The sequence below is a fragment of the Streptomyces sp. NPDC058195 genome, from assembly GCF_042883525.1.
GTDB lineage: Bacteria > Actinomycetota > Actinomycetes > Streptomycetales > Streptomycetaceae > Streptomyces.
The window spans coordinates 125,883-145,903 of the sequence record NZ_JBHVVM010000006.1 but is presented as its reverse complement, the minus strand read 5'-3'; the positions used below and the strand labels follow the sequence as shown (position 1 = coordinate 145,903).

The window sequence follows — 20,021 nt, the reverse complement described above, 5'->3', positions numbered from 1 at the left end:
GACGGCCGCTTCCGGCCCGGGGCGAGGAGCCGTGACACCTCCATGAACATGTCCCCGTACGCCCCTGCCCCGACGTCCGCCCGGGGGCCCTCCGACCTGGTGGGCCACACACCGGTGCTGTGGATCGGTGAGCCCTTCGCCGACGCTGGACGCGGATTCTGGGCCAAGCTCGAAGGCGCCAACCCCGGCGGTATCAAGGACCGCCCCGGCCTGCACATGGTGGCCCGCGCCCGCGAGCGCGGCGAGCTGGCCCCCGGCGCCCCCGTCGTGGAGTCCTCCAGCGGCACCCTGGGGCTGGGGCTGGCGCTGGCCGGGATCGTCCTGGGCCACCCGGTCACCGTCGTCACCGATCCGGGCCTCGAACCGGGCATCCGGCGGGCCCTGGCCGCTCACGGTGCCCGCATCGAGACCGTCACCGCCCCGCATCCGGCGGGCGGCTGGCAGCAGGCCCGGCGGGAGCGGGTCGCCGAACTGCTCGCCGCTACGCCCGGAGCGTGGTGCCCCGACCAGTACAACAACCCGGACAACGTGGCGGCGTACGCCCCGCTGGCCGCCGAGCTGGTCGCCCAGCTGGGACGGATCGACGTGCTGGTCGCCTCCGTCGGGACCGGCGGCCACTCCGCGGGGATCTCGGCGGCACTGCGCCGCACGTTCCCCGGGCTGGCGCTGATCGGGGTGGACTCCGTCAGCTCGACGATCTTCGGGCAGCCGGCCGGTCCGCGTCTGATGCGGGGACTGGGTTCCAGCATCCATCCGGGCAATGTCGATCACTCCGCCTTCTCCGAGGTCCACTGGGTGGGCCCGGGCGAGGCCGTCCGCTCCTGCCGGTCCCTGGCCCGCCACGCGTACGCCTCGGGCGGCTGGAGCGTCGGCGCGGTCGCGCTGGTGGCGGGCTGGGCCGCCCGGACCCACCCGGTCGGCACACGGATCGCCGCGGTCTTCCCCGACGGTCCGCACCGCTATCTCGACACCGTCTACAACGACGCCTGGTGCCAGGGCCAGGGCCTCCCGGACCCCTCGGCGCCCCTGCCACGGGAGCCGGACGAGGTCGCCGGTCCGGGCGAGCGCACGGTGACGTCCTGGACGCGCTGCCGCACGGTCGTCAGCCCGGCTGCCGCCACCGCCGCCACCCCCGTCGTGGCGGGTGCTCGATGAGGGGGCTGCGCGCACGCATGCGCTCCTTCGATCCCGGCATCCAGCTGCTGATGGTCAATCAGTTCGGTATCAACCTGGGCTTCTACATGCTGATGCCCTACCTCGCCGACCACCTCGCGCACGGGCTGGGGCTAGCGGCCTGGGCGGTCGGTCTCGTCCTGGGCGTACGCAACCTCTCCCAGCAGGGGATGTTCTGGCTCGGCGGAACGCTGGCCGACCGGATCGGCCACAAGCCGATGATCCTGGCGGGCTGCGCGCTGCGGACCGGGGCGTTCGCCCTGCTGGCCTTCGCCGGGAGCCTGCCCGCGCTGATCGTCGCCTCCGCGGCCACCGGACTGGCCGGTGCCCTGTTCAACCCCGCGGTCCGCGCCTGCATCGCCGAGGGGGCCGGGGAGCGCCGGGTGGAGGCGTTCGCCACCTTCAACGTCTTCTACCAGGCGGGCATCCTGCTCGGCCCGCTCGCCGGACTCGCCCTGCTCACCCTCGACTTCCGGGTGGTGTGCGCCGCCTCCGCGACGGTGTTCGGGGTGCTGGCCGTCGTACAGGCGCGGGCGCTGCCCGCGCGGCGTCCGGCGCCGGACCCGGAGCGCGCGGGCGGCTGGCGGGGCGTCGCCGGGGACTGGCGGACGATTCTGGGCAACCGGCCGTTCATCCTGTTCTCCGCCGCGATGGCCGGTTCGTATCTGCTGGCCTTCCAGACGTATCTCGCCCTGCCCCTTCAGGCCCGGACCGTGCTGGGTGACGGGAACGGGGCCGCGATGGGGATGGTCTTCGCGGTGTCCGCCCTCGTCGCGGTGGCCGGCCAGCTCCGGCTGACCGACTGGGCCAGGAAGCGGCTGGACCCGGCGCGGGCCATCGCGCTCGGCCTGGCCGTCATGGGCGCCGCCTTCCTGCCGCTGCTGCCAGGCCCGCACCAGGGCGCGGGGCGGCTGACGGCGGCGCTCGGGCTCGTGGGGCTGGTGGTGTGCGCGGCGCTGCTGGCCACGGGGTCCGCGCTGCTGTACCCGTTCGAGATGGACACCCTGGTCCGGCTCTCCGGGGAGCGCCTGGTGGCCACCTACTACGGCGCGTACAGCACGGTGGCCGGGATCGCCGTCGCCGCCGGGAACCTGGCGGTGGGCGCCCTCTTCGACCTGGCAGCCCGCGCCCACCTGCCCTGGCTGCCCTGGGCCGCGCTGAGTGTGCTCGGCATGGCGTGCGCGGGCGCGCTGACGGGGCTGCACCGCACCGGGCACCTGCGCCTCGCGCCCGCCGGTTCCCCGGCCGGGGAACCTGCCGCGGCCTGAGCCCGCGGGGCCGCCCGGCCGGTTCAGGCCGGGTCCGGGCGGTCCCGTACGGCGCGGGCGATCAGGTCGTGGACCAGGAAGCCGCCGGGCGGGCAGTTGTCCTTCAGCCGCTCCAGATCACCGGGGCCGAACCAGTCGAAGCCGGAGTGCTTGGACCACTCCAGGGCGGGACGGGCAAGGTCCCCGTCGACGTCGACCAGATAGTCGGCCTCGTGCCGGAGTCCTCCGCCGTCGTCCCCGGTCCAGGTGCTGACGCCGAGGAAGCGCCGTACACGGCGCAGGCGCCAGCCGGTCTCCTCCTCGACCTCCCGGGCGAGGGCGTCCAGAAGCCCTTCGCCCGCCTCGACATGGCCGCCGACGATGTCCCAGGTGTCCGGGAAGAGCCCCCGGTCCGGGCTTCGCCGCTGGGCGAAGGCGGCACCGTTCCGGTCGAGGATCACGGCGCCCACGGTCCAGGTCTCCCCCGGCCCGGGTACGGGCACCTCGACGCCCTCGTACAGGGTGAAGGTCACTGCTCCGGGTCTCCTTCCACCGGGGCGAGCCGGTGCGAGCGGGATACGGAAACGGCCGTCCGGGCCTCGGCGGCTTCGTCCCCCCACAGTACGGCCCAAAGCGGGCCGTCATACCTTCCGTTGAGCAGCTGCACGACATACAGACCGCCGGTAGCGACCGCTTGCTCCTCATCGCCGGCCTGATGAGTGGCTGCGGGCTCCGCAACGGAGCAGCTGTGGCCGTCAATATCAACGACATGGTCGCAGATGACGTGTACCGGGTCTGCGAACAGGCCAACCACACAACCAGCCAGTACGCACAGCTCAAACACCGCAAGCCCGACGAATACCGTGACGGTCCACTGCCCCAGCACGTCCGGACCACAATCCGCTGGAACGCAGACAAGTACGGTACCGCGAACGGCTACCTGCCCCGGCACCCCAAGGGCACGGCCCAGCCATACCTCTACCGGCCATTGAGGTCCTCGTCGATCGCGGTCGTCCCAAGCGGATTCACAGAACGGCCAGAATCATTCCCAGGCAGCCGGGCCTGCGCTCTGCCGCACATCAACGCATCCACAAGCCTTGGCTATTGCCCTGAGCCGAAGACCTACGCATGACAAGTGAGATCGACTCCGTGCTCGCGAGTAACCGACGATGCCGGGTAGCGCTGTCTTCCCTGGTCAGAGCCACCCGGCATCGCGGCTGATCCCGCTCATGACACCTTGTGCCACATCGTCCGTTCACACATCAACTGCCGCACACACGGCTGCTGGGCCGACTCCGGCCTTGGAGAACAGCTGGTCTCCGGCACCTGGGGCTGGATGTCATGTGGGGAAAGTGGCGACCAGCCAGTCGGTGGTTCCGCCCAGTCGCGCCGAGAAGCGGCGGAGTCGGGCGTCCTCATCGATCCAGTAGCGGGTGCGCCCTGGGGTGGCGCGGGCCGCTTCTCGGGCTTTCCCCTGGAGGGCGTTGGCGGACGGGCCGGCGAACACGGTGACAGGGACTCCGGCGACTTTCTCGTCACCGAGACGGCGGGCGCCACTGCGGAGCAGCAGTTGGGCGTTGTCTGCGCGGTCTGTCGCCAGGTTGAGCAGCAGAAGCAGGGTGGTGTCGACGGCGGACGCATGGGCCGCGAGCGGGTGTCGGTTCCAGTCGTCGCGGGGTGAGCGTGCGGGGAGAGGGCCGGTCCAGTTGCGTTGCATGGAGACGGTGGTGCGGTTCCAGCGCAGGAGGTGGCGTGTGCCTTCGAGGACGCCGCCTCCGCTTTGAAGGATGGCGAGGCCGGTTCCCCGGCGCCAGTCGAGGCGGCCGGTGAGTCGAACGGCGTGTCCTTGGACGGGGATGTCGGCTGTGACCTGGGAGGTGCCGCGCCGGTAGTTGGTGAACCGTGTGAGGGCCAGCAGTTCGGCTTGCGGTGTGGTCAGAGCCGGGGCGGCGGCCGGGGCGGGCGGCTTGTTCTGGGTGCAGGCCGAGGCGCCGAGAAGGGTCAGGAAGGTCAGCGCGATGCCGTAGGCGGGAAGGGCAGACAGCGTGCGGCGGCGTGGCGGCGTCATCGTGTGGTCGCACCTTGACTGGGTCGTGCGGCGAGCAAATCCGCGGCGGGGAGGGAAACGCGGTCCGGGTTCACGTCGCCGGGCAGGTGGAGGGCGGGTGTGGCGGGTGCGGTCCGGGCGTCCGGGAGTTGCGGCTGGGCGGGGGGCGGTGCGACGTCGAGGAAGGCGATGCCAGCCGGTGGAGGGGCGGTATGGGCGTGGGGCGCCCTGGCGGAGGACCGGCTGTTTCCCGCAGGGCACGAAGCGGCGCGGGGGAGATCGTCGGGAAGGGTGCGGTGCAGCGTGTTGCCCTGCAGACAGTTGCCCTGGCCGGGAGCTCGGGCGGATGTCTGGTAGGCGATGTCGACCGCGTTGTCGGACAGGGTGTTGTCCTGGAGCCGGTTACTCAAGGGTGGTACGTCCTCGTGGGAGGCGAGGACGATGCCGACGCGTGAGTTGCCGATGACGCGGTTTCGCAGGAGTGTGTTGCGCTGGCCGCCGGCGATGCCGATGCCGATCCCGAAGCCGCCGTCGGCCTGTTCGGGGGTGTCGGGGGCATTGTTGTCCGAGACCAGGTTGCCCGCGATCATTCCGCCGGTCTGAGGTACGAAGGCTTCCTGGTAGTCGCTGTCTACGGTCATACCGACCCGGTTGCGCGTGAATCGGTTGCGCAGCACCCAGATGGGCCCGCTGGCGTTGGTGCCCTCGTAGCCGATGGCGTTGTGGTCGGCGATGTTGTCCTGGACGAGTACGTGGCAGGGCTTGCACTGGCCGACGTAGAGGCCGGAGTCCGCGCTGCCGGAAGCGTAGTTGTGCTCGATCACGCCATTGCGGGCGTTGAACGCGTAGATGCCGTACAGCCCGTTGGCGTGAGCGGTGACGTAGCGGACACGGAAGCCGTCCAGGGGAGGAAAACGGGCCGGGTCGAGGTGCTGATAGCCGTCGCTGCCGCGGGCGAGTCCGCCGTCGGCGTCGCTCATGCCGGTGACCAGGACACCGTTGAGGAGGTGGTTGCTGACGGTCAGGTTCTCCACGGAGACGCCTGCGGCGGTAACGACGATGCCGTTGCTGCGTCGGCCCTGACCGTCGATGACGACGCGGTTGCGATCGGTGCCCCGCAGTACCACGCGGTCCGTGCGCATCTGGATGCTCTCGTGGTACTTCCCGGGCGAGACGAGCACCAGGTCGCCGGGGCGAGCACGGTCGAGGGCCGCTTTGATTGTCGATGCCTGCGCCGGCACCCGGATGATGGCGGGACGTGCCGAGCGGCCGGGGGCGTGGCCGTCTGTGGAGGGCGTTCCCGAGCAGCCACCGCACAGGAGCGCGGCGGCCAGCACGCCGCCCAGGGTCGCGGCGCGCCAACGTCCCTTTACCCAGCGGGCGATGAGCGACATCATGTGCGGCTTCTTCCGATCCGTGACGACAACCACCGTTAGCTTAGAGTACGCGAATGACTACTAAAGGTGCTCATCCGGGGGGATCGAGTACGGGACAGCAGCCGTTGCGGCGCAGAGCGCTGGTGGGGGGCACGGCGGCCGTGGCGGTCGGCGGGGTGGTCGGCTACGAGGTCGGCACGCGGCGAAGGCCGCCTGTTTCCCCGGACGGGGTGTCTCCTGTCGGGGCTCCCGGCCCCGCAGCGTCCTCGGCGTCTGCGTCGGTGAAGGTGTCCGCTCTGGGTGACCATCAGGCCGGGGTAGACCGCCCGGTGCAGCCGCAACAGCATGTGGCCCTGTCGGTCTACGAACTGCCAGGAACCGCACACCCGGACACCCCGACCGGGGACTTCGTGAGCTTGACCGGAAGCCTCGTGGCCGAGCTGGGAGTCCGCGTCCGCGCTGTCACCACGCGGGCCGGTGATGCCGCCCTGGGCGGACTCCCGCCCGGCGATCTGACCGTCACCGTAGGGGTGGGCCCACGAGTCGTGGCCGCCGTGGACAGCGACCTGCCCGGTGCGCGCGCGCTGCCCGGATTCGACCGGGAGGAGATGTCCGAATCGGCCCGCGGCGGCGATCTGATGATCCAGGTCTGCGCGTCCGATCCGCAGACGGTCACGCTGGCCGACGCCGCCCTGAGGGCGTGGCTCCAGGAGCAATCGGCGGCGCCGCTCTGGTCGCAGCATGGTTTCCGGCCTCCCGTACCGCCTTCGCCACCCGGACAAGCTCGGCAGAGGGTTCCGGTGCGCAATCTGCTGGGCTTCCTGGACGGGATCGTCGCACCGCACACCGGACGGGAGCTGGACAAGGAGGTGTGGCTTCCGGCCCCGTCCCGGGTGCGAGGCGGCACGGTCCTGGTAGTGCGGCGCTTGCGGCTGGACACCGCGCGATTCCTCGCCCTGGACCTCGCGCAGCAGGAACGGGCGGTCGGGCGGCGTCGCGTGGACGGGGCGCCACTGAGCGGCGGCGGGCGGGACACACCCGTGGATCTGGGGGCCAAGTCCCCGCAGGGCCGATACCTGGTACCGGCCATGGCCCACGCTCGTCGCGCCCACCCCAGCGGCACAGGAAGCGGACTGATGCTGCGGCGCGGCTACAGCTACGCCAACGGACCTGAGGACCACGGGCTGCTGTTCATCTGCTTCCAGCGCGAACTGCGCACCTTCGTGGCGACGCAGCAGCGCCTGGACGACGGCGACGAACTGGCCTCCTTCGCCACGGCAACCGCCTCCGGCACTTTTCTCGTGCTGCCGGGATCCACCGGGGCGCGTCCGCTCGGCACCTCCCTGTTCTCCTGACCCCGGAAGGATCCCGGGGGATCCGGGCCGCCCGTACCGGCACGCCCCGGATCCCCCGGCTGACACGGCCAGCTGTCAGGTGCCCGCCCACATCCCGGCGTCCAGATCGTGGTCGACCGAGCCGGGAGGACCGGTCGTCACCGTCGCCACCGCGGTCGGAGCCTGGTTGTCACCACCGGTCGGCTGGGCGTCCGAGTTGGTCGCCGGGTCACGACCCGTGGTGGGCGTCCACATCAGGTCACCGGGTGAGGTGACGTAGGGAGGCAGGTTGCTGGTGTCGACCGTGCTCTTGTCGAACTCCACCGTGTAGTTGGTGTTCGGCTGGAGCCCGTCGCGGTGGTCGAAGTAGTACTCGCCCTTGGCGTTGGTCCTTTTCGTCGCGATGACCCGTCCCGACGAGTCCTTCAGAGTGACGGTCATGCCCTGGATGCCGAGGGTTTCGTCGTACCGGGCGTTCTGGGAGCCGCCGCCGTCGTCGAACCAGACCCGGTTGCCGATCTGCACCGGCGGGTCGTCACACAGCAGTTCCAGGTCGCCCAGGCCATGGGCCTTGCCGAAGCCGCCGTCGGTGTCGTAGACGACCCCGAACCCGTCCTGCGTCGCGTCGCGGTTGCCGGTCGCGCGGTCGAACCAGCCGACCCCGCCGGAGTTGATGGTGCGATACGGGTCCAGGATGGTGCTGGCGATCGTGGCCTGCTGGAGCGGGAGCGCGAGCGCGCCCTGCGCTGTCTCCCGATGGCCGGTCCCGGTGTAGTAGGTGTCGCCGGTGAACCACTCGTTGCCGCCCTGGGGGCGGGGGCAGTCGGTGCTGCCTTCCCAGTGGTAGGTGCCGGCGGACTTGCGGCAGACCTTGATGATGTCGCCGCCTGTGACGGTGCTCTCGATGCCGCCGCCGGGGTTGGCGTTGGGGATCACCAGACCGGACTGGTCGCCGTACCGGTCACGGAATCCCAGTACCAGGCCGCCGTCCCGCTCGATCTCGATGTCGCTGAGCATCGGCTGCGGGTAGGTGATGTTCCCCGTGGGGAACTGGGACAGGTTGTCCTGCGTCCACGGCTTCCAGTTGGCCGGTGTGGGGTCCTGGGCCGGGTCGCGGGGGTAGTTCAGCGGTTCGTTGACGATGGGCGCCGCGCCGAACGTGGCGGTGCTGGGGTTGTATGTCCATACCACCGCCCGCAGTTGGGTGGGGTCCTGCGTGCTCTCGGCGGAGCAGACGCCGCCCACGTACACCACGCCGTCACGCACGCCGAGCCCCATCGGCCGCCAGTCACCGGGAGGGGAACAGGCGGAATCCGGGATCTTGACCGGTGCGCGCTTGAATCCGGTGGCCGTGGTCTGCGTCGCGTCGTAGGTATAGAGATTGCCGTCGTTCATGTTGACGACGTACAGCTCCGAGCCGTCCGAGGAGATCTCGATGTCACCGAGGGACTCCTTTCCGGGCCGGTTGGCGAACGGGGCGTCCACCCGGTTGCTCTGGTTGTGCGCGGTGGTGCCCGCGTTCGGCACCGTCGTGAACAGAGTGGTGGCGCCGGTGGTCCGGTCGGTCACGTAGACCGCGCCCTGGCCGCCGGGTCCGTACTCGGTGTGGCGCTTGGCGTAGGCCCCGGAGAAGATCCGCTTGTCCTTCTTGCGGTAGGCCAGCCCGTAGACAGCACCGGTGTCCTGGACCGTGGCGATCGGCCTCGGATTGGTGGTATTGCCCTGGGTGTCACCCCGGGAGTTGTACGGGAAGGTGACCAGCGTCTTCTCACCCGGCTTGGTGGCCGCCTGCTGACAGGCCGTGACCAAGGTGGGGTTGTCCTGACAGTAGTCGTCGGGGCTCCACACGGCCATGTTGAGTGTGACGTCCTGGCCGTACTCCAGGTCCACGAAGTTGAGGTGCGAGGACAGGCCTGTGCCGGCGAACGCCGGCTGCAGGAAGCCGGTACCGGTGGCCGGGTCGTACTTGTTCGGCCAGTCGATCAGCTCGACCTTGTACTTCCCCCCGGAACGCGCCCAGGTGGTCAGGTCAATGGTGATGGTCCCGCTGGGACCGACCGGGTAGGTCTGAGTCTGCCTCGACAGGTCACTGGTGACCCGGATAGTCGCTCCGGCCAGGGCGGTCTGGATCTGCGGATTGAGCGTGCCCGCCGCGGCGAACTCCCTGAACACATTGACCGTCAACTTGCCATCGCCCGGCTGGGCGAAGACCGGCGTGGCTGGCGCCAGTAGGGCACCGGCGCAACTCAGCGCCACCATTGCCCGCCAGACTGTTCGTCTGATCACGTAATTCCCATCTCTGCCTCGCGGTCGTCATGGGTGGAGCACAGGGCAGGGTTTCCGAGAGCCCTGGATGTTCGGTGGCTTCAGGCAGAAGAGACGCGGGTCAGGTTCTCGGACATCAGGCCGCCACGAGCCCCGACGGAACGTCGACCCGGCACTCCACCCCAGCCACCTCCCACCTATAGTAATCGACCAAATACACAGCGTGACCATAGGTTGAATGGGTGACCCTCCAGGCGCGGTCGGCGCACGTCGGACATGTACACGAGCCTGCTCCCCGAAACGGATCTGGCGATCGCGGAAAATCTCGGGCCGGCTTGTGCGGCGAGCGTGCACTGGGACGCCATCACCCGCGCCACGCGAGAGGTCGCGGCCACCGGGCTGTTCATCGCAATCGGATACGACCCGCGCACCAAGCTTTCCGCTGTCAGCTCGATCCGGACGAGGAGGGCTGCTTCAAAGTCGCCGCACCCACCAGCGTCACGATGAATATCCTCGCCCGGGGGCAGATCGTGGCTCGGCGACCGCCCTACAGGAGAGTGGCCTGCGGAACCCGGCCTTCGGCGACCGTGGCAGCTTTGGGACTGCTCCAGCAGCGCTCTTCGCACGGCTGAGGCACCGCGAACGAGATCGGCATCCGCAGGAAGCCGGAAGGCCATCGGTGCCGGGAAGGAGTGCCCCGGCTCGACATGTCCGTCCGTGTCCCGCCATTCCGCTCGTGTGGCGGGCCCACGAGATCCACGCGTCGGCTGAAGAGACCCTCAGCCCTCCCCTGTCGCCCGTCAGTCGCACCGGGACACCGGAAAAGCGCATGCTGGCCGCCGCACGAGCAAACACCCAGGTCAGCGCACTCGTCCCCGAGGCTTCAGGGGGGTTGCGGGCAGCTCGGGGGCAGACAGTGGGGGACCGTCGTAGCCGTGAACGGTGCCGAACCGGGCTCCTGTCTCCCAGTCCGCACGAGCCTGTGCGATCTCCTCCTGGGACCGCCCGATGAAGTTCCACCACATGATCAGCTCCTCGTCGAACGGCTCGCCGCCCAGGAGCATGAGGCCCGCGTCGCTGTCCGCCCGCAACGGAAGTTCAGTGCGGCCGCAGCCGAGGTAGAGCATCGAGCCGGGCAGTACGGGTACCCCGTCGACCTCGGCCCGGCCGGACATGGAGAGCACCGCGTACTCGAAGTCCGGTTCGAGTGGCAGCCGGGCCTCGGCCCCGGCCCTCAGGGCCAGGTCGGCGCCGACGATCGGGGTGTACGCGGTACCGGGCGAGGCGGTGCCGTCGAGTTCGCCGAGGATCAGGGTGGCGGTGAGGCCGGGAGCCGAGACGGTCGGCAGGTCGGTGTGGTGCTGGAAGTGCGGCTCGACCCGTCGGTGGGCGTCGGGCAGCGCCACCCAGAGCTGGGCGCCGTGCAGGAACCTCGCGTGGGCGCGGGGACTCTCCTCGGAGTGGCTGATCGCGCGGCCGGAGGTCATCAGTCCGAGTTCGCGCGGGCGGATCGTACGGAGGCTGCCGAGGCTGTCCCGGTGCAGGACCTCCCCCTCGTGCAGCCAGCTGACCGTCTGGAGCCCCATGTGCGGGTGGGGCGGCACCTGCATCCCGGGTTCGTCCGCGATGTCGTCGGGTCCGTAGTGATCGACGAAGGCCCAGGCACCGACCATCCGGCGGCCGAGGTTGGGCAGCAGTCTGCGGACCTCGGTGGACTCGCCCAGCCGCACGTGGCGCGGGGTGAGGAGTTCGCGTACGGGCTCGGCGACGACGAAGCCGCGTCCGCCGCAGACGGCAGGCACGGCCTGGCGATCGAGATTGCTCATGGCCCTCAACCTATTCCCGCGCGGCACCGGGGTGCCGGTACCCACGCCGAAGATTTAGTGGAATATTAAACCAATGCGTCGCGTTGGCGCGTACAGAAGGACCGGGCGGCAGCCGGGTCGGTGGCAGGGCCCAGCCGGAGGCGTTCCGGTGGCGGTCCGCGGCAGAGGAGATCAAGTGAGCGACGCGTACTTCGAGTTCGGCACGGCCGCCGACCGCTGGGACCGTGCCCAGATGTTCTTCGAGGCGAAGGAGTACCTGACGGCGGCCCGCATCCTGGAGGGGCTGGTCGAGGAGGACCCGGAGCTGGTGTCGCCGCGGCTGCTGCTGGCCCGGACCTACTACCACTCGGCGCGTCTCGGCAAGGCCGAGACCGAGCTGCGGGCGGTGCTGGAGCGCGACCCGGTGGAGCACTACGCGCGGCTGATGCTCGGGCGCACCCTGGAACGCCAGGGCCGGGGCGAGGAGGCGGCCGGGCATCTGCGGATGGCGGCGGCGTTCGCCGGGGACTTCGACGCCTGATCTTCGGGGCACGGACGGGACAGTGGAGGTGACGTCGCCCCCGCCGGGTTCAACCCGCGGGGGCGACGTCCGGTGGCTGGCCGGGACGCGTGGTCCCGGTCAGCCGGTGACGGCGGTGCGGTGCGCCGCGCCGCTCCCGGCCGCTCCCGGCACCAGCAGCCGTTCCGTCAGGTGACCGAAGACCAGGCCGAAGGCCGCCCACAGGGTGGCCTGCACGGCGAGGGTGCTCAGCCGGAACTCCCACAGCAGGGTGGCTGGGAAGCCCTCGCCGACCTCGTCGTACGAGGGCAGGAACACATACGAGAGCCCGATGACCACGACGTAGGCGAGGGACGCCGCCACCGTGGCGTTCCAGTTGCCGAGGCGGGGGGCCAGCCGCTTGCCGAGGATCACCGCGGCGACGGCCAGCAGCACGCCGAGCGCGACCATCAGGAAGAAGAGGGCGGTGCGCCTGCCGATGGTGTCGGGGTTGCCGACGGCCGGCGGGTTGGCCGGGTACTTCAGGAACGGCACGACGTACACGGTCAGCAGTGCCGCGCCCGCGACCAGGGCGGCCGTGGCACGCGGACCGAACCGGCCGATCCGGCCGAGGGCGTAGCAGAAGACGAGCGCGGCGATGCCGCCGGTCGCCACGCCGAAGACGAGCACCCCGGTGGCCAGCCCGGCGGTGGACTGCACGGTGCGGCTGACGAGCTCCTCGCCCGCGCCATGGGAGTGGCTGTGCGCCTCTTCGAGGGCGATGGCCGCGTCGACGCGCGACTCACCGAGGAAATAGGCGACGAGCAGCGCGAGCACGCCCGCGGCGAGACCGGCCAGCATGCCGCGGACGAGAAGGGCTCTGACGGATATGGAGTTCATGGGGGTTCCCCTGGATCGCGCGGCGGGTCAGTGGCAGGGGAAACCGAGAAGGTGACGGCCGTCGTGGACCCACTCGTGAACGCCTTCGCCGGAGATGACGGCGGTGGCGCCCTGCTCGGCGCCGACGAAGTAGAGCAGGACGAGCATGAGGATGCCGAAGAAGACCGCCCAGGGTGCGAGGGCCTTCAGCGAGATGGGGGTGATCGCCGGTGCGGCGGTGGCGGGGGCAGCAGTCTGCGCCATGGCAGAACCTCCTGAGGGAACACGCGTCCCGATCGTGGTGCCTGAGACGTGGGTACTGGGTCTGACTTCCCGCACACGTACGGGTTCACAGTGGCGCGACCGTGCCGGATTCCCACCGGACTTCCAAGTGCACCCACGTCATGTCCGCCGTGACCATACCGCTCGGGGCCATCCGCCGCCATGGCCCCGACGCCGGTCGGACGACCCGGTGTCAAGGTGGGTGCCTCACGAGAGCACAGAGGGCCGCAAGGGCTAGGAGTTGACCGGATCATGACCGTTCGCGTGATGTTGATCGCGCCGGCGCTGAACGCCGCGCTGCGCGAGGCGCGTTTCGACGGGGACGTCCCCCTGGACTCCGCCGGGGTCCGCCGGGCACGGGCCGCCGCCCCCGGCGTGCCGGACGCCGGTCTGCTGCTGCGCGGGCCGTCCGGGCGGTGCGCCGCGACCGCCGGGGCTCTGGGGCTGGGTCTGCGCACGGTGCTCGAACCGGCCGTGCGCGGCTGGGACATGGGCCGGTGGAGCGGTCGGCGGCTGGACGAGGTGAGCGCGGCCGAGCCCGCGGCGGTGTCGGCCTGGCTGGCCGATCCGTCCGCGGCTCCGCACGGCGGCGAATCCCTGCTGGAACTGTGCTCCCGGGCGGGGCACTGGCTGGAATCCCTCGGGTCCGGCCCTGACCCGGAGGGGAAGGAGGTCCGCGTGCTGGCCGTCGTCGAGCCCTCGGTGGTGCGGGCGGCGACCGTCGCGGCGCTCGCCCTGCCGCCGGAGTCCTTCTGGCGACTGGATGTCGCGCCGCTCACCCTGACCACGCTCAGCGGACGGTCCGGCCGGTGGAATCTGCGGTGCGGGCAGCCACTGTCCCCGGCACCGGCCGACTGACACCCCGTCCGCCCGGTCCGTCCCTCGTCCGTGTGCAAGAACTGCGGTCCGGCCACCTTCCCGGCGCGATGTTGCTTCACTTCTTGCTTCACGTACAGCATCACGGCCTCTCCTGACCCCCACACCAGCGGCCCGTCATACGTATGACCACGCACGGCCGCTCTGTTCCGCACGGGAAGGACCCTCATGACCCCTCCGCATCGCCCGCGGCGTCTGCTCACGTCCGCGCTCTGCACGCTTTCCGCACTCGCCCTCGTCCCGGCCCTCTCCGGACCGGCGTCCGGAACTTCCGTCCCCGGGCCGCGCGCCGCCGCGGCAGCGGGTTTCTCCGACGACTTCGACGGCCCCGCGGGCTCCGCCGTGGACGGCGCCAAGTGGCAGATCGAGACCGGCGACAACGTCAACAACCATGAGCGGCAGTACTACACGGCCGGGAACAACAACGCGGCCCTCGACGGCGAGGGACATCTGGTCATCACCGCCCGCCGCGAGAATCCGGGCAACTACTCGTGCTGGTACGGGACATGTGAGTACACCTCGGCACGGCTGAACACCTCCGGAAAGTTCAGCCAGACGTACGGTCACGTCGAGGCGCGGATGAAGGTGCCGCGCGGCCAGGGCATGTGGCCGGCCTTCTGGATGCTGGGCGACGACATCGGCCAGGTAGGCTGGCCGAATTCGGGCGAGATCGACGTGATGGAGAACGTGGGCTTCGAACCCTCCACCGTCCACGGCACCCTGCACGGTCCGGACTACTCCGGCTCCGGCGGCATCACCGGCGCGTACAGCCTGCCCGGCGGCCAGGCGTTCGCCGACGACTTCCACACCTTCGCCGTCGACTGGGCGCCGGACTCGGTGACCTGGTCGGTGGACGGAAACGTGTACCAGCGCCGTACCCCGGCCGATCTCAGCGGCAAGACCTGGGTGTTCAACAAGCCCTTCTTCCTGATCCTGAACCTCGCGGTCGGCGGCGACTGGCCCGGCAACCCCGACGGCAACACCACCTTCCCGCAGCAGCTCGTCGTCGACCACGTACACATCACCACCAGCGGGGTGAGGCCGCCCGCCTGACCCACCGCACTCTCCCCCGCCGCACTGCCGGTGCCTGCCGGTGCCTGCCGGTGCCTGCCGGTGCCTGCCGGTCACAGCATCCGCAACGACGGGCCGCCGCCACCCGGTCCCGCCGAGGACGGCGACCGCTACGGGGGGGGAGGGGGAGATGGCGGGCACGACGCGTGGTGGCCGCGCACGGTCTCCCCGGCGCTCAGCCCCGGTACGTCTCCAGCAGCCGCAGCCAGACCTCGCTGATCGTGGGGTACGCGGGGACGGCGTGCCACAGGCGGTGGACGGGCACCTCGCCCGCGACCGCGACGGTCGCCGAGTGGAGGAGTTCACCGATGCCGGGTCCGACGAAGGTGACGCCGAGCAGGATCTCCCGGTCGAGGTCGACGACCATGCGGGCGCGGCCCCGGTAGCCGTCCGCGTACAGGCCGGAGCCCGCCACGGCGGCGAGGTCGTAGTCGACGGCGCGGACCCGGTGGCCCGCCCGCTCGGCCTCGGCGAGGGTGAGTCCGACCGAGGCGGCCTCCGGGTCGGTGAAGACGACCTGAGGGACGGCGGCATGGTCGGCGGTGGCGGCATGGGCGCCCCAGGGGCCGGTCTCCAGAGGCGGGGCGCCGGTGGCGCGGGCGGCGATCGCGGCGCCCGCGACGCGTGCCTGGTACTTGCCCTGGTGGGTGAGGAGCGCCCGGTGATTGACGTCGCCCGCCGCGTAGAGCCAGTCGCTTCCCTCGACGCGGCAGCTGTCGTCGACGATGAGCCAGGAGCCGGGTTCCAGACCCACCGTCTCCAGTCCGAGGCCGTCGGTGCGCGGGGCCCGGCCGGTGGCGAAGAGGATCTCGTCGGCCTCGATCCGTTCGCCGTCCTCCAGTTCGACGGTGACCGGTCCGTCCGGGTCGGGGCGGTGGACGGCGGCGACCGAGGCACCGGTACGGAGGTCCGCCCCGGCCTCGGTGAGGGCCTGCGCGACCAGTTCACCGGCGAAGGGTTCCATCTTCGGCAGCAGCCCCGTACCGCGGACCAGCAGCGTCACACGGGCACCGAGGGCCTGCCAGACGGTCGCCATCTCCACCCCGACGACACCGCCTCCGACGATCACCAGACGGCCGGGCACCTTCTGCGCGCTGGTCGCCTCCCGGCTGGTCCAGGGCCGGGCCGTGCCGACGCCGGGCAGGTCGGGGACGACGGCGCGGCTGCCGGTGCACAGGACGACGGCGTGGCGGGCGGTGAGCCGGTGCTCCGTGCCGTCGGACGCGGTGACGGCGACCTCCCTCTCGCCGGTCAGCCTGCCGGTGCCGCGGTGGATGTCGGCGCCGATCCCGTCCAGCCAGGCCGCCTGTCCGTCGTCCTTCCAGTACGAGGCGTAGCTGTCTCGGTGGGCGAGGACCGCCCCGGTGTCCAGCGGCCCCCGCACGGCGGCGGCGAGGCCCGGGACGCGGCGGGCGTCGGCGCGGGCGACCACCGGGCGCAGCAGGGCCTTGCTGGGCATACAGGCCCAGTAGGAGCATTCACCGCCGATCAGCTCCGCCTCGACGACCGCGGCGGTCAGCCCGGCGGCCCGGACCCGGTCGGCGACGTTCTCACCCACCGGTCCCGCTCCGATGACCACGACGTCGTACTCGGTGTTCAGGGAAGCATCTGTCATGGGGACAGTCTGGCCGCGGGTGTGGGTGACGGCCACATGGGCAGGCGGAATAGCACGGGGGCGGGCACCGTTGTCCGGTCAGGTCCAAGTGGGCACAGGAATGAGGTACCGGAACATGAGCACCATCGAGCTCACCAAGGAAAACTTCGACGAGGTCGTCAACGAGAACAACTTCGTGCTGATCGACTTCTGGGCTTCCTGGTGCGGTCCGTGCCGGCAGTTCTCGCCGGTGTACGAGGCGGTGTCGGAGCGCCACGGCGACGTGGTCTTCGCGAAGGTCAACACGGAGGAGCAGCAGGAGCTGGCGGCGGCCTTCGAGATCCGTTCCATTCCCACACTGATGATCGTCCGGGAGAACGTGGCGGTGTTCGCGGAGCCCGGGGCGCTGCCGGAGGCGGCCCTGGAGGACATCATCAGGCAGGCCCGCACGCTGGACATGGCCCAGGTGCGCCAGTCCATCGAGGAGCAGAAGGACCAGGGGCAGGGGCAGCAGTAGGTGCTCGGGCACGCCGGGGCCGGGCCGTGGGGCTCAGGTCCCGGCGCCGGGCCCGGTGTCCCGTTCCCTGACCCGGGCGGTGAGGCCGTAGGTCAGTTCGGCCCCGTCGACCAGCAGGGCCTCCACCGTCCGGGTCTCCGGGTCGACGTCGGCGACGACACCGTCACCGGCGTACCGGGGGTAGCCGGACGCGCCCGTCTCACCGGTTGCCGAGACGACCGCCGACCGGACCGCGCCGCCGGATGGAGCGCTGCCGCCGGATGCGGCCGCGTCGGTCTTGGCCGTTTCCTTTCCTCCGGCCTTTTCGGCTTTTCCGGCTTCCCCGGTTCCGGCCTGCCCGGTCCCGGCCTCCCCGGCTTCGGCGGTGTCTTCGACGAATCCGGGGACCAGCAGGATCTCGTAGCTCTGCGGATGGCTCATGGCCTCACGTTAAAGGCTGTTTCGCGGTCCGGTGCGGAGCCGTGCGCACCGGACCGCCGGGTGTCTCAGGCGGACTCGCGCCGCACCACCGCGGCCCGCAGCAGATCGTGACACTCGGGGCTGCCGCCGGGTTCTCTGACCAGCCGGTCCACCAGTTCCGCGAGCGGCTGGGCGGTGGCCAGTTCCATGCGTACGGTGGTGAGCCGGGGCCGCAGCAACCGGCCCAGCATCAGGTCGTCGGCACCGATCACCGCGGTCTCGCGGGGTACGTCGACGCCCGCATCCTGCAGGGCGCGCATCAGCAGCATGGCGTACGCGTCGTCGAAGGCGAAGACGGCGTCGAGGTCCAGGGCGCGCCAGCGGGCGGCGAGCCGGGCGGCCGACTCCTCGTCGTAGCGCAGCGGCAGTGGTTCCACCCGGGCCGTGAGGCGCCGGGCGGCCCGCCGGGCCCCGGCCAGCCGGGGTTCGGCCAGCCGGCGCAGGCCGCTCTCCTCAGGCATGACCACGCCGATGCGGCGGCGTCCGCCCGCCAGCAGGTGCGCCACCGCGCAGTCACCGACCACTCGTTGGTCCATGACCAGCGCGTGGGCGCCGGGCACCGGGCGTGGGCCGAGGGTGATCACGGCCTTGGCCCCGGACCGCCGGAGTACGGAGATACCGGGCGCGGTGAGGTCGATGGTGCCGGGGGCGATGACGGCGACCGGGCGGAGTTCGGCCCAGGCGCGCGGCGCGTCCCGCGGATCCAGTCCGGTGCTGCCGTACTGGACGACGGTGTAGTCGAGTCGGCGCAGCCCCGACTCCATTTCGTGGAAGAAGCGGTGGTGGAACGGCCCGGCCGGGACGTCGGCGGTGGGCAGCAGCACCATGCGGGTGTGTCCGGCGCGCAGGCTGCGGGCCGCGGCGTGCGGCACGTAGCCCAGTTCGTCGGCGGCTTCCCGGACCCGGCGGCGGGTGGTCTCGCTGATCCGCACGGAGGAGCTGTTGTTCAGCACGTACGAGACGGTGGCCCTGGAGACCCCGGCGAGCCGTGCGACGTCGACGCTGGTGGGTACGGGGCGTTCAGTGGGCTGATTCGGTAACTGGCTCATGGCGTCGGGCAGTCTTCCAGACCCGTGCCGTACGGGTACGCCCCGGGGCAGGCACAGGTCCGGCGCGGGCGCCACCGGCCCCGTGCCCCGGCCACCGCGGCGGCGGGGCCTACCGTGTGGGGATGATCTACGAGCACCGTGACAACAGCACCGCCCCTCCGGCCGGCTCCCCGGGCCGCTCCGGCCCGGCCGCCACCACGGAGGCCGACCCGCGCGAGGCGGGACCGGTCCGCACCTCCTACGCACCCGACCGCGACGGCGACCCGGACCCCGGGGAAATCGTGTGGACGTACGTCCCCTTCGAGGAGAACGACGGACGCGGCAAGGACCGCCCGGTCCTGGTGGTGGCCCGGGAGGCCGCGGGCACGCTGCTCGCCGTGCGGCTCTCCAGCAAGCGGCACGAGCGGGACCGTGAGTGGGTCGCGCTCGGGGCCGGTCCCTGGGACAGCTCCGGCCGCCCGTCCTGGGTCGATCTGGACCGGGTGCTGCGGGTGCACGAGGACGGCATGCGGCGGGAGGCGTGCGCGCTGGACCGGACGAGATTCGACCTGGTCATCGGGCGGCTGCGGGAGCGCTACGGCTGGTCGTAGGCCGTCGCCGGGGTGCCTTCGACGCCGAGCACACGGTGGAAGGCACCCCGGGTGGCGGAGTCCGGCGACCGGTCGAGGACGCCGAAGACGATCTGCTCGAAGTGCCCGGCGAACCGTCCGCCGTCCAGGAGCAGCGCCCGGAACGTCCGGGCCACCTGCGCCGGATCGTTGCGGAACACACCGCAGCCCCAGGCCCCCAGCACCAGCCTGCGATATCCGCGCACCGCCGCGACCTCCAGCACCCGCTCCGCCCGGGACGTGAGCGCGGCGGGGATGCGGTGGGCCTGTTCGGGGGTTCGCGCGCGGATGACTCCGGCGTTGGGCGCCGGGGAGGTCAGGAAGCCGACCGTGAACGGCGCGTCGAGCAGCCGTCCCCGGTCGTCCCGGAACACCGGTACGCCCGGGGAGTGAATCACCCGGTCGGTGTAGAAGGCGTCGCGTTCGGCGCGGTGGTGGGCGTAGTACTCGGGTGCGCGCAGCAGGGTCGTGTAGAGGGCGGAGGCCCGGCACAGGGCTTCCTCCTGGGCCTGGGCGCCGTTGAGGTAGCCGCCGCCGGGATTGCGGGCGGAGGCGTAGTTGAGGACGGCGATCTTGCCGGGGGCCTCGCCGGTCATGCGGTGGGCGGCGGCCAGGCTGCTCTCGCCGGTGACCTCGACGGCCGGGATGCGGTCGCCGTCCAGTGCGGCGAGGGGCACCGGCTCGGGCCCGTACAGCCTGGTCCCCGAGAACGCGCTGCTCAGCGCCCGTTCGATGGATATCTCCCGGCCGTCCCGGGTGCGGTAACGGCCCGCTTCGACGATGGCCTCGGTCTCTCGCGCGATGCCGCGCAGCCGTGCGCTCATCGGTACTCCCCCATGTGGTGCATACGGGGCATGCTCGGTGCCCCGACGGCAAGGGCGCAACCGGATTTCCCTCACGCGGGGGCACTCTTGTGCGATCCATCCGCAGGGGTTTGGCT

At 71.3% G+C, this 20,021-nt stretch carries 20 protein-coding genes; 8 read left to right on the top strand and 12 right to left on the bottom strand.

Features of this window, described 5'->3' with window-relative positions; translation table 11 throughout:
• Positions 1-42: 42 nt before the first annotated feature.
• Together ACFVWY_RS10170 and ACFVWY_RS10165 are read left to right on the top strand one after the other, a co-directional pair.
• Positions 43-1,155, top strand: a complete 1,113-nt coding sequence (locus ACFVWY_RS10170; protein ID WP_389869339.1) for a PLP-dependent cysteine synthase family protein — start codon at positions 43-45, stop codon at positions 1,153-1,155.
• Positions 1,152-2,441: an MDR family MFS transporter gene (locus ACFVWY_RS10165; protein ID WP_389869338.1), complete on the top strand. Its 1,290-nt coding sequence runs from the start codon at positions 1,152-1,154 to the stop codon at positions 2,439-2,441. Before ACFVWY_RS10170 ends, ACFVWY_RS10165 begins: the two co-directional genes overlap by 4 nt.
• 23 nt (positions 2,442-2,464) lie before the next feature.
• Here ACFVWY_RS10165 and ACFVWY_RS10160 read toward each other — a convergent pair whose 3' ends face one another.
• From ACFVWY_RS10160 to ACFVWY_RS10145, 4 genes are all read right to left on the bottom strand, one after another.
• Positions 2,465-2,953: an NUDIX hydrolase gene (locus tag ACFVWY_RS10160; protein WP_389869336.1), complete on the bottom strand. Its 489-nt coding sequence runs from the start codon at positions 2,951-2,953 to the stop codon at positions 2,465-2,467.
• On the bottom strand, positions 2,950-3,306 hold the full coding sequence (locus tag ACFVWY_RS10155) for a hypothetical protein (protein WP_389869333.1): 357 nt from the start codon (positions 3,304-3,306) through the stop codon (positions 2,950-2,952). Before ACFVWY_RS10155 ends, ACFVWY_RS10160 begins: the two co-directional genes overlap by 4 nt.
• A gap of 453 nt (positions 3,307-3,759) precedes the next feature.
• Positions 3,760-4,488, bottom strand: coding sequence for a hypothetical protein (locus ACFVWY_RS10150; protein ID WP_389869330.1), 729 nt, complete (start codon positions 4,486-4,488; stop codon positions 3,760-3,762).
• On the bottom strand, positions 4,485-5,864 hold the full coding sequence (locus ACFVWY_RS10145; protein WP_389869327.1) for a right-handed parallel beta-helix repeat-containing protein: 1,380 nt from the start codon (positions 5,862-5,864) through the stop codon (positions 4,485-4,487). The genes ACFVWY_RS10150 and ACFVWY_RS10145 overlap by 4 nt, the downstream gene beginning before the upstream one ends.
• Positions 5,865-6,253: 389 nt before the next feature.
• Between ACFVWY_RS10145 and ACFVWY_RS10140 the strand changes: the two genes are divergently transcribed.
• Complete coding sequence (locus ACFVWY_RS10140; RefSeq protein WP_389869325.1) at positions 6,254-7,198, top strand: Dyp-type peroxidase; 945 nt, start codon at positions 6,254-6,256, stop codon at positions 7,196-7,198.
• Positions 7,199-7,273: 75 nt separating this feature from the next.
• On the opposite strand, the gene ACFVWY_RS10135 is transcribed toward ACFVWY_RS10140, so the two are convergent.
• Positions 7,274-9,361 carry an SdrD B-like domain-containing protein gene (locus ACFVWY_RS10135; protein WP_389869322.1) on the bottom strand — a complete coding sequence of 696 codons (2,088 nt, stop codon included), beginning with the start codon at positions 9,359-9,361 and terminating at the stop codon, positions 7,274-7,276.
• Between the two features lie 941 nt (positions 9,362-10,302).
• Entirely contained in the window at positions 10,303-11,268 is a 966-nt protein-coding gene (locus tag ACFVWY_RS10130; RefSeq protein WP_389869321.1) for a pirin family protein, read from the bottom strand.
• Positions 11,269-11,443: 175 nt separating this feature from the next.
• On the opposite strand from ACFVWY_RS10130, the gene ACFVWY_RS10125 reads away from it, so the two are divergent.
• Positions 11,444-11,788, top strand: a complete 345-nt coding sequence (locus ACFVWY_RS10125; protein ID WP_389869319.1) for a tetratricopeptide repeat protein — start codon at positions 11,444-11,446, stop codon at positions 11,786-11,788.
• A 99-nt stretch (positions 11,789-11,887) separates the two neighbouring features.
• Here the strand turns inward: ACFVWY_RS10125 and ACFVWY_RS10120 are convergent, their stop codons facing one another.
• Both ACFVWY_RS10120 and ACFVWY_RS10115 read right to left on the bottom strand, forming a co-directional pair.
• Entirely contained in the window at positions 11,888-12,646 is a 759-nt protein-coding gene (locus ACFVWY_RS10120; RefSeq protein WP_389869318.1) for a CbtA family protein, read from the bottom strand.
• A gap of 27 nt (positions 12,647-12,673) precedes the next feature.
• On the bottom strand, positions 12,674-12,889 hold the full coding sequence (locus tag ACFVWY_RS10115) for a CbtB-domain containing protein (protein ID WP_389869315.1): 216 nt from the start codon (positions 12,887-12,889) through the stop codon (positions 12,674-12,676).
• 270 nt (positions 12,890-13,159) lie between these two features.
• Here ACFVWY_RS10115 and ACFVWY_RS10110 point away from each other — a divergent pair, with 270 nt between their 5' ends.
• Complete coding sequence (locus ACFVWY_RS10110) at positions 13,160-13,765, top strand: histidine phosphatase family protein (protein WP_389869313.1); 606 nt, start codon at positions 13,160-13,162, stop codon at positions 13,763-13,765.
• Between the two features lie 186 nt (positions 13,766-13,951).
• On the top strand, positions 13,952-14,836 hold the full coding sequence (locus tag ACFVWY_RS10105) for a family 16 glycosylhydrolase (RefSeq protein WP_389869310.1): 885 nt from the start codon (positions 13,952-13,954) through the stop codon (positions 14,834-14,836).
• A gap of 193 nt (positions 14,837-15,029) precedes the next feature.
• On the opposite strand, the gene ACFVWY_RS10100 is transcribed toward ACFVWY_RS10105, so the two are convergent.
• On the bottom strand, positions 15,030-16,469 hold the full coding sequence (locus tag ACFVWY_RS10100; RefSeq protein WP_389869308.1) for a dihydrolipoyl dehydrogenase family protein: 1,440 nt from the start codon (positions 16,467-16,469) through the stop codon (positions 15,030-15,032).
• 115 nt (positions 16,470-16,584) lie between these two features.
• Between ACFVWY_RS10100 and trxA the strand changes: the two genes are divergently transcribed.
• Complete coding sequence (gene trxA / locus ACFVWY_RS10095) at positions 16,585-16,965, top strand: thioredoxin (protein ID WP_389869307.1); 381 nt, start codon at positions 16,585-16,587, stop codon at positions 16,963-16,965.
• A 33-nt stretch (positions 16,966-16,998) separates the two neighbouring features.
• On the opposite strand, the gene ACFVWY_RS10090 is transcribed toward trxA, so the two are convergent.
• The gene (locus ACFVWY_RS10090; protein WP_389869305.1) at positions 16,999-17,385 is read right to left on the bottom strand and encodes a hypothetical protein; all 387 of its coding nucleotides are present in this window, start codon (positions 17,383-17,385) and stop codon (positions 16,999-17,001) included.
• Between the two features lie 65 nt (positions 17,386-17,450).
• Positions 17,451-18,473 carry a LacI family DNA-binding transcriptional regulator gene (locus tag ACFVWY_RS10085; protein ID WP_389869302.1) on the bottom strand — a complete coding sequence of 341 codons (1,023 nt, stop codon included), beginning with the start codon at positions 18,471-18,473 and terminating at the stop codon, positions 17,451-17,453.
• Positions 18,474-18,595: 122 nt separating this feature from the next.
• Between ACFVWY_RS10085 and ACFVWY_RS10080 the strand changes: the two genes are divergently transcribed.
• Positions 18,596-19,063, top strand: coding sequence for a type II toxin-antitoxin system PemK/MazF family toxin (locus tag ACFVWY_RS10080; RefSeq protein ID WP_389869301.1), 468 nt, complete (start codon positions 18,596-18,598; stop codon positions 19,061-19,063).
• Here ACFVWY_RS10080 and ACFVWY_RS10075 read toward each other — a convergent pair.
• The gene (locus ACFVWY_RS10075; protein ID WP_389869299.1) at positions 19,048-19,905 is read right to left on the bottom strand and encodes a TIGR02452 family protein; all 858 of its coding nucleotides are present in this window, start codon (positions 19,903-19,905) and stop codon (positions 19,048-19,050) included. The two genes, ACFVWY_RS10080 and ACFVWY_RS10075, sit on opposite strands and share 16 nt — an antisense overlap.
• Between the last annotated feature and the right edge of the window lie 116 nt (positions 19,906-20,021).